The sequence below is a fragment of the Enterococcus spodopteracolus genome (assembly GCF_030441955.1).
GTDB lineage: Bacteria > Bacillota > Bacilli > Lactobacillales > Enterococcaceae > Enterococcus_B > Enterococcus_B spodopteracolus.
This window is the reverse complement of the sequence record NZ_JARJHD010000011.1, coordinates 56,250-66,237: the sequence shown is the minus strand read 5'-3', so window position 1 is coordinate 66,237 and position 9,988 is coordinate 56,250. Positions and strand designations below refer to the sequence as shown.

General features: G+C 36.6%; 5 protein-coding genes. 1 reads left to right on the top strand and 4 read right to left on the bottom strand.

The annotated features are described in order from the left end of the window. Nucleotides 1–359 precede the first annotated feature (359 nt). The 3 genes from P3R27_RS11565 to P3R27_RS11555 all read right to left on the bottom strand — a co-directional run bounded on the left by P3R27_RS11565 (nucleotide 360) and on the right by P3R27_RS11555 (nucleotide 2,396). Nucleotides 360–716, bottom strand: coding sequence for an MmcQ/YjbR family DNA-binding protein (locus P3R27_RS11565; RefSeq protein WP_235186390.1), 357 nt, complete (start codon nucleotides 714–716; stop codon nucleotides 360–362). A gap of 136 nt (nucleotides 717–852) precedes the next feature. Continuing rightward, nucleotides 853–1,479 (bottom strand): pentapeptide repeat-containing protein, encoded by a 627-nt coding sequence (locus P3R27_RS11560; RefSeq protein WP_126133924.1) that lies wholly within the window; start codon nucleotides 1,477–1,479, stop codon nucleotides 853–855. A 533-nt stretch (nucleotides 1,480–2,012) separates the two neighbouring features. Beyond that, nucleotides 2,013–2,396 carry a DUF7006 family protein gene (locus P3R27_RS11555; RefSeq protein WP_034690223.1) on the bottom strand — a complete coding sequence of 128 codons (384 nt, stop codon included), beginning with the start codon at nucleotides 2,394–2,396 and terminating at the stop codon, nucleotides 2,013–2,015. 1,001 nt (nucleotides 2,397–3,397) lie between these two features. Here P3R27_RS11555 and P3R27_RS11550 point away from each other — a divergent pair. Continuing rightward, nucleotides 3,398–4,885 carry an AcpB/EbpR/MafR family transcriptional regulator gene (locus P3R27_RS11550; protein WP_301399080.1) on the top strand — a complete coding sequence of 496 codons (1,488 nt, stop codon included), beginning with the start codon at nucleotides 3,398–3,400 and terminating at the stop codon, nucleotides 4,883–4,885. Nucleotides 4,886–5,114: 229 nt separating this feature from the next. Here the strand turns inward: P3R27_RS11550 and P3R27_RS11545 are convergent, their stop codons facing one another. Further along, the gene (locus P3R27_RS11545; protein WP_034690225.1) at nucleotides 5,115–9,986 is read right to left on the bottom strand and encodes a WxL domain-containing protein; all 4,872 of its coding nucleotides are present in this window, start codon (nucleotides 9,984–9,986) and stop codon (nucleotides 5,115–5,117) included. Nucleotides 9,987–9,988: the final 2 nt, after the last annotated feature.

Below are 9,988 nucleotides of genomic sequence, written 5' to 3'. Positions count from 1 at the left end.
TTATTTTTCGTTCACTTTTTACTTTTGGCATATCTGATTCACTTGTATCTTTGGTCTCTGAACTGCATGCTGCTAAAAGACCGATAGAACATACTAATACCAGATAACCTTTATACTTTGTTCCTTCTTTCATCATAAAAAACCATCCTCTTCCATTTGTTTTAGTTATGTTTCTCTTGTTATATTTACTATCATACATAACAAACCTATTCTCTTTCTAAAGCTAATCTGTTTTTTGTGTAATTTTTTTGGTAAATTTTTTTGAACAAAAAGATAACGCTTAAATTCCACACACAAAAAAAACAATCCAAGTGATCGTTGGATTGTTTTGATGAAAGTGAAATCTTCCACTATTATTTTTAATACTCATTCGTTAAATCATAACTCTCTTTCAGTAGATAAAAGAGTTGTTTTTCTGCGACTGCGCCATTCAAAGCGACACTTATCCAATGGTTTTTATTCATATGATAAGCAGGATAATAGCCTTTACTCTTTTTCAGGATGGAGATGATTTCTGGATCTGCTTTGACATTGACGAGGGGGAATTGACCTTCACCTTCTATGCCTAATTTGTCTTTTTCAACAGATACGATCAAACCAAACCATTTACCTGTCGATTGATGTCGGAACACGATATAATCTGGAAATTTTCCAAACGGATGATCCATTTGGACATCTTTCAGAGTAGTAGCAAAATTGATGAGTTTATCTGTCAAATCTATAGGTAAGTTCTCCTTTCTACCAATAAACTAAATTTAGTGCTCATGAAACAATTCAACTATTCTCTAGATTGATTTTAGAATTTATTCGATCAAATTTACTAACTTCTTAACATTGTTAGTGCTGTTTTATCTACTCAATCACCAATCCCATCCCCGCCGAAATAATGATTGCTTGTTCTTGATTAACGATCAGTCCGCGAAGTAATTCCATAGATAGATTGATTTGAGAAAATGTATTTGTTGTAAAATCTAAATCTTTCAGTGGCGTATTGACCCAATTAGAGCCTGAAAGGTCATTGTTTTCTACTACTAGATCTTTCCAATAACTATCGAAAAAATCAGTATTTTTCAATTGATTGTCGCTAAACCTGACGAACTTCATATTCGTGTAGCTAAAAGAAGACAGGTTTGCCACACATTCTTCAAAGACACAGTCTCTTAAAAAGCTGTCAGAAAAATTGGTTCCGGTCAATTTGCATTGCTTGAAATGTACACGATGAAAGCTTGCGCCAAACCATTCTAAATTTGAGAAATCACACTTCTCAAAAACGACATTGCTACATTCAAACCGCTCCAAACGAGATTTTTGCATCGCTAATTTTTTGATATGGCTATTCTTCAATACGATATTGCGAGAACTAAGATAACTCTGATCTTCCCCTTCAGATAAAATACCTGAAAAGGTTGTTTCATCCTCTAAATAAAAGTTTCCCTCAAGCAATTCGGGCAGCTCTGGAGAAGCAATTTTCTTTACCATACATTCAACTCCATTCTATCTGTTTGCTTCATTATCCTTATCATAACAGAATAAAGAAAAAACAACGTGATTTATTTCATAGATAAACTTGCTTTTATTTGTATCTCCTGATGAACGATTTAGCTTTGATCCCTATAGGAATTTGACAATGAAACAGCTTTCACCGTACACTATAGTTAACTAGTATTTTATTTTTTAAATAGGATATGTATCTTTCAGGAGGCTTTTATTTTGACTAATTATCATTCCAAACCATTCACATTCCTACGCTTGGCGTTATACACCCTTTGTAGTTTAAATTTATACTACCAATTCATCACAAATTCGATCTTTACTTGGGCCCTTTATTTGCTTGCAATAGGATTTGTTGCTTATGACGTGTATGATATGATCAAGTCACGGAAATAATCTCTTAATTTTTATAGGTATATGAGGTCGAGATAGAGATAACTTCTCTTGTCCCGACCTTTGTTTTTTTACCTGCGACTCGTTCGTTGAATTTTTTCTACCTTAATGAGAGCAATCAAGCTCCCTCAAGATTCACTAAGATAAATCAACTGCCAAGGTACTGAGTGGTTCATGTCAAGGCCGGTTAATTCTCTGTAAAAACATTTTTTATCTTTGGCGATCATCGAAATGATTTCTGATTCTGCCATCCCTAATTCTTCACCTAAACTTTGATTGGTACTTTTAATCAATTCTAATAGGATTTGTAGCTGTGCATCTATATCTAATAATGTAGCTAGTTTCAGAAAAAAAATTGCATCTGTTTGGTGATAAGTCAGTAGGAACTTTGTCCTTAAATGAAGATAAAATTCAAAAATTTCTGGATTCTTACTAATAAAAGAATGATTGATGACTTTCTGATCATAATAGCCCAAGTATTCTTCAGGTGTTTCAATTTTTTTCGTTTCCATTCGCTTCCTCCTTTAAATCATTAATTACTAAAAAACTAGCATTAGCACCTCTTTTAGGAGTAAGTTGTCATACAACTACTAAATTTAATCACGCTTACATTTTCTCCTTAATAAAATAATACTCACAAAAATATATTTTTTTCTTCACAGATTATTTTTATTTTTACTAATTAATGATAGTAACAGATTTTATGCTTTTGTGTCTTGCATAATGACATTTAGCATAGAGAGCATCTTACTATATCAAAATCAAGTTCTCTTGCTATCTAAAATTTCTTTGTGCTAAATTATTCTAAAGACACTTCCCTTCCGATGTGAAACAAATTATTCTGACCAACAGTACTTCTAATTTTATCTTCTTTATGCCATTTTATAGTATTCAAATGATACTTCAATTGAATAATTTCATAGTTTTCTGAAATTTGTAGATTGTTCTCATTAAGTTATTTTAATATAGTTATTAGGTAATATTAATTATCAAGCTAGTAGCCATTTTTTTACCTTAAGCGATTGTCAAAAAATGAAAAGGTGACTATCCAAGAATGAAGGATACGACTAACTCGTTTATCGCTTAAACATCTATAGCCACCTAAAAAATGATCATAGAGATAAAACCAGCTATCCTTTGATACGAAATCAAATCAACAAAAATAATAAACTTTTCACTTAAAGTAACATATCTATTCCTTAATTTTATCTCAATGAACATCCCCGACTTTGATATTGGTATTACTCACATATTCAACTGTGTAAGAAACATAGACTTGCCTATGTTTCTACCTAAATGATCATAACGATGAAAACAGTCTGTTAATTTCCTTTCTTCTTTTATTAAAATGTACATCTAAAGATATTCTAACTTTTTGAATTTCTATCTCAACTGTTAATGAATAAGAAATTAGAAAATTGCAAAAATATATTTTTTAACTTTCGCTATGAATACATGCCTGTGCTCCATTTTCTATTCCTTAGAAAGATTTAGATAGGAGGTAAAAGTTCTATTGAAAAATTTTCAATTAAATTTTATAACAGATAAGGTAAAATTACGTTGGTTCCAGATTTTGAAGGAGTTAGAGTCTACTAGAATCTGTACGACAGCCCAATTGATTGGAATGACAAACAGTACTGCCCGAACATTAGTCAATGACATCAATTACTTAAGAGAATATTTTGATAACGTTGCAGAGATCCACTCTTCGAAACAGGGGTATTCGTTAAATATCCATTCTTCGGAAAACTACTTAGAAAAAAAAAGAGCGATTCTTGAAGATGAGCCACTCTTTATTATTCTTGAACAGATTTTTTTCAACGAACTCCAGTCTATTTATGATTGGGCAGATTATTTTCATATCTCTGAAAGCACGATGATTGCGTATGTTAAAAGAATTGCGGAACAAGTAAAAGAATTCAACATCACACTTGAGCTAAATCCCGTCAATTTGATTGGCTCAGAAACCGATATACGAAATTTCTATTTTTCTTTCTATTACGAATCAGATATTACACCACATACAGTTTTTCCATCAATTGCCACACAAGAAGTAGTGCTTAAAATTGTTGACTTATTGGAATATCCTAATCAAAAAATATCTTCATTTGGGTATTTTAGTTATTTATTATACCTTTCCATTGAACGGATATTTTGTGGTTGTATGGTAGAACTCGATCCTGAATTAAAAGATATTGTCCTCAATGATCCAGAGTTCCATCGACTTTCACCCGCATACTCAATTGTGAAAGATTATTTTAATATTGACCTAGCACAAGAAGAAGCTATTTTTATTTTTATTTCTGTTCTATGTCGTAGAGGTATCGATAATCCAAAACAGGAAAAATATTTTTGTGAAAGGTATAATCGATGGCCTCAAATAATAGCGCTTATAAATGAATATTATCAAACGATCAAGAGAAATACTCACACACAAGTACAAGAGCTTATCTTATTAGAATCTTTTTTTACGTCCATCAAACTTCGCAGTCTACTGTCTAAAAGTGGAAATAGAAATATCCAAGATACAAATGAATATGCTAAAACCTTATTTAACAATGAATATAAAAAAAATAGAACTTTTTTAAAAAATAATCCCTCCTTCGATTATTTATTCTCTGCTGATCATCTGGAAGATATCTGTGCTAGTTTAACGATATTCACGGAGTCAATCAAAGAAAAATATCGGAAAAATCCTACGAAGATCGCATTTATTTTTGAAGGAAATGAGTATATCAGCCAACATCTTGAAACCTTAGTTCGAAAATATTTGGGGAGCTTTCAAAATATCTACTTTCTTCGTCCAAATGAACTTTGCGCCTCTTATATTGAAAATCATGAGATTGATCTCTTAGTCACCAATTACAATGAATACTTGACATTTTCTTCGTTAGGTCTGGAATGTCTGCTATTAAAAACAGTGCCTGATGCCTCAGATTGGAAAAAATTACTAAATAAAATTGATCCGCAATTATTGCAAAAATTTAGAACTGAACACTAATGATCCAAATTTATTCATTCTTTGCCTGCAACACAGCGTAGTGTAGAACCATAGATGAGGGGACATAAAAAAATCGGTTCAGCTATCCTTTCATTGCATTTATATTTATAGTCAGTATTTATCCTCTCTTATATCAAAGAAGAATCCAATTGATCCTAATATCCGATCAATTGAATTCTTTTTTAAGTTTCTTCATTTTTCAATCACATTTATTCAATAACTGACTGGTTTATTCTATGCGATTTTTGGGAGTAGCATGGAACGAATAATTGATACGTGTCGTATAATCCGTTGCTTTTGCATTTGCTGTATTTGGCACGTACAGAAAGATACTATTCTCTTTAGTCGAATCATCTCCAAAATTATAAAACCATGTCTGTTTCTCTATGAATATATTTGCATCAATCAATTGGATACTATTATTAGGAATCAAGATTCCATTTGTCCGAATGATGCCTAGATTATCTTCATTGCCGGCTTCTCCGGTGCTTGAAATAGCTTGTCCATTTCGCCAACTAAGTTGGGCGCCTTTTAATTCACCTGTTTTTTGATTAGCAAATTGTTCTTCTTGTTTGATGAATAAGCTCCAGCCACTTATTTCTGATGCTGGACGTTCATCTGTAACCTGAACAAAATTTGGTCTAGTGGTTCCCTGATCCATACCACCCACTTGACTCGGTAATGCTTGATAGGTTTTTGTTTTAGCCGTAAGTGGTTGGGTTCCAAAGTCCCAATTAGATGCTTGATCGATTGTCAGCTCTCCATCGACCATGTCACCTACAATCAATGTGGTAGCAGGAGCAAACGTTGCATCCCGAAATGCTAATGGGGCTTTCGGATTGATGTTTCCTATGTGATTATTCGTCTCTGGTGGATTGATGACACCAGCTTCACTAGCAGAACCTTGGCGATCTCTTAAGAAGACTTGGATGATATCATCTACTGCTAAATTTAACTTCTCAACAGCAATCCTGATATCTCCCTTATCATCTATGGTAATGAGGGTAGGATCGATTGTTTCTCCATTATGAGTCGCCGTAACCTCTACCTCAGGATCGTCGGAATGACCTGAAATAACCCGTGCATTTGCCGGAACTAAATGATTGGAAAAAGTCGCAGGTGAAGGTGGTATGATAGGAAATACGGTGACATCTTCCACCTCGTATACATTATCAAAATCGTCTTCCATTTCACCTGCTAAAACCTCAATATCCGCTATGCGTACAAGATCACCTGGATGTAAATATTCGTCAAGTTCGATTTCAAAAACGCCACCTTGCGGCTCTTCATCATAAATACTCACACCTGGTTTTTCCTCTGTGTGACCATGTGTCAAGGTTTCATATGTCTGGATCACTTCCCCAGCTCTTTCGATTTCCACAGTTACCTTTACTTCGTCTTGCCACGCCGGGCGGCTGTCGTGGAGCCCAACTGGCATACGGATCAAGCCATGGATTTTTTTATCCGCATTCGTAGGTACCCTCAATTCATTTACGATTGCCCAACGTGCATTGTTTGAGCTTAGTCGAGAATACGAAGTTAATCCTGATGAACCAAATGCTTCAAAATCGAAACGTTCTGCTGGTTCCATGGAAGTGAGTGAAGAAAAGTTCGTGCCAGAAAAAGTATAATTCATATTATTCGAGTGAAGATACGGATCGGCATCTAAGTCTGTACCATCTTTCCAAACAGCAAAATCACTTGCAGTAGCAGTTAAAGTGGAGCTTGCAATATTACTAAAAATATTTCCGCCACCTACACGATTATTTCGATAGTCCATAAATAGTGGATTATCAAAATTCACAGTAGTCGAACGTCCACGAAAAATACCTGCATTTGCACTTGCCGTGCGGCCAGAGGCCTCAAAATAACCTAAATTACTCACTCTGATCTCACCATTTCCGCCGGCTGTATTTCCACCAGCAACTGTGGCATCACTCATGTCCAATGCGGGCCCATCATTCGCATAGATTCTTACTTCTGAACCAGGATCATTGACGGAAAAACCATTATTTGATCCAGCAGTATAATGGATGCCCTGGTTTCCACCACCGGTATTCCCATTATGAGCAATACCCGTCCCTTCATTGACTACTAGCAATCGCCCCGCATTACTTACAGTCACTTGATTGTTACTGCCCCACATTCGGATTGCCGGCGCCATTTGGGCCGCACCACCGGCGTTACCTTTTCGCTTGGTCACGGTCATATCGCCACCATTGATATTAAATTGATAGCCACCGTGCGTCGTTCCTGTATTATTTGGACCGGAGCGTAAAAATCTTAAAGTAGCATTCGCATTATTTGCTTCAAGTTGTCCAGAAGGACCGGAATCTAACTTTAATGTCGCCTTGCTATTCACATTGAACTGGCCATTGATTCCTTGCAAGACTAATGCCGAGGACGAGTTTGCCCAGAGTGTGATATTCGCTGAATCGGATGCTCCTACAATTGGTTCACGACCAATTTTTTCTGTTTCTTCTTCCCCTAACTTAACGGTCGATACACCATTTACAGTTGTGGCGATATAGTTACTTTTTGCATTGATACTTGTTTCTTTATTCTCTGCTAAGAGTTTGACATAATCACCATTCAATTGTATCGCTGTCGCTGCCTGTGTTTCCGCAGTTAACTTTCCACCTTGACTAAGTGATAAAAGAGCATTCGCACCGTCTAAGCGAATCCCTCTCTTCGTACCCGAACGAACCAATACATCCACGCTAGCTCCTCGAGTAATTTCCATGGTAGGAGCATTTCCCTTTAAATAGATACTATTATTCGTTATGACAGTGTCAGCAGAATTAGTACTTGGAACTGCGACAGATAGTTGTGATTGGTTGTCAACAACCATTTTTGCTTGATTTCCTTGAAGAGAGACATTAGCAATTGCCCCGCCTCCATTTTCTACACTCATATTACTTTGGTTATCTAGGGTAAATAAACTAGTTTCACCCGACAGAAGAATGGCTCCACCGGTACTGGTTGCTTTCGTTGTTAAGTCACTTCTATCTAAATGGATAGATGGCTCAGACCCAGATAGTTCCACTGCTCTTCCTGTCACTGTCTGTATGTCAGCCTTAGAATCTGCAAATGTCATACCCGCTTTCTTTCCTTGTAAATAAATGCCATTTCCTGTTCCACTGTTGACTGTCAGATTCAGTTGAGCATTTTCTGAAAGAGTCGCTTTTGCCTCTTCCCCATAAAGTCCAATCAAACTATTCGCACCTGCGGTAGATACTAACGCGCCTTGAACGTCTAGCGTTGCACCATTTTGGACACGTAACGTAGAATTTTTACCCAATGTTGTAGTGCCAAGTTGATTGATATCCTCAGTTCGATTCCCTGTATTTGTAATAGCAACAGCACTATTATCAACCGTTAACATTGCTTCTTGATTCAACAATCGAATACCTGCCCCGGTTGTCGCAGTCATCTTCAAATCACTGTCATTGACCGTCATTGTCGGCGTTGTACCAGTCATTGTCAACCGATTGCCTGTACTAGAGTTGATCGTTACATTACTTGCATCACTTATTTCAAATGTTGCATCGTTTCCAGACATGACTAGACTATTTCCTGTAGTCGATTGGATTACCGCTGTTGATTGAGCTATGTTGAATGCGCTATTTGCACCTGTAAGGTTGATGGCATGCGCTGTATTCGATTGACTTTGCCATTGACTACCTGATGCCATATCGATTGTTGGGTTTTCCCCTGTCATGATAATTGCCTGTCCACCTGTAGTTGTCGCATTTAACCTTCCATTTTCCAGCTCAATGCTTGATTGATTCCCTGTCATCGAGAGCGCATTCCTACTTGTAGCATCTGTCGAAGTAGACGCTGCACCATCCGCTTGGATTTGTAAGTTACCGTTATTTTTAACAGAAACTGACGCATTGCTCCCCATAAAATAGACGGAATTTTGCAAAGCAGTTGTTCCACTGTTCGTAATAACCAGTTCTGCTCCGTCTGTGACGGTCAGTTTAGCATTCGCACTCGTAAATACTAACGCAGAGTTTTGAGTATTCCCTAGCTTCACGACTGCTTGATTTTCTACGATAAATTCTTTTATCGTAAACAGCGCGCTTGGTAGATTAATCCTATTATCTATGGTTAACTCACCGCCAGTTATTCGTACCACTGCGCTTGAGATATCAGCTACTCTAAAATAATTGATCGATGAGCTGTCTCTTGCAACATCTTCCATTTGAAGGGTCCAATTTTCACCAGACGATTGACCGATAACAAAGGGATTGGTATCTGTTTTATTAAGAAAAGTATTTTCAATCCTTAATGTTTTGCTCTCAGTAGTCGTCAATAAACGCACTTGTCCGGTGCCAATATTCAAGGTATTCATTTGCCCATTGATTTTTAGTGAACGATCAATGTCCAAGTTTTCTGGACTGATAACTGAACCTATATCGATTGAACGTTCCAAATTGATGATAGAAACCTCTGGATTGGCGAGTGCACTTAAAAATTCTGCACGAGTCGAAACCGGTACCGTTGCTCCTTGAAAGACATTTTCTTCGTTCTGTTTCTCTAACGAGCGATTTCTTTCCTTTGGTTCGTTGTTTTCTGACTTTTCTCCTCCTGAAGAATGATTCGGCTCAGCCTTCGTGATTTCTACTTTAACAGTTGCCACTTCTCCTACAGTTACTGAATAGATTCCTGCTTCTGAAAACATCACTGGTACAGTAAATTCCTTTTTCGGAGTTTCTGATGATAGAAGCCACTGGTCGGTCGTTTCATCATAACTGCTACTCATCCCTGAGGTCAATTCCGCTTCAATGATCTTTGCAGTTGACGGAAATTTGATTGCTACGTTGTCCACTTCTTCTGTGCTTATAAAAGAAAGGGAAGTTACCGTCTGTTCAGTTCCTTTGATTACTGCTTGCTCAAAAGAAAAGGAGGGCGTCAACGATTGGGTATCCTTCACTTCAGATGATTCTGTTGATTGACTATTACTGTTTGGTGTATTTAAAAATTGGCCCCCTTGATCGATTGTCTCCGCAACAGCGAGGAAAGGTATACCCAAAGTATATAGTGCAAAGATTGAAATACTTATTTTCGTCATCATTTTACATACTTTTCGATGCATTG

What these genes read in the sequence shown, in the direction of transcription:
- P3R27_RS11555 (WP_034690223.1), bottom strand. Translation starts at nt 2,396, where the DNA reads ATGGAAACGAAAAAAATTGAAACACCTGAAGAATACTTGGGCTATTAT.
- P3R27_RS11560 (WP_126133924.1), bottom strand. Translation starts at nt 1,479, where the DNA reads ATGGTAAAGAAAATTGCTTCTCCAGAGCTGCCCGAATTGCTTGAGGGA.
- P3R27_RS11545 (WP_034690225.1), bottom strand. Translation starts at nt 9,986, where the DNA reads ATGCATCGAAAAGTATGTAAAATGATGACGAAAATAAGTATTTCAATC.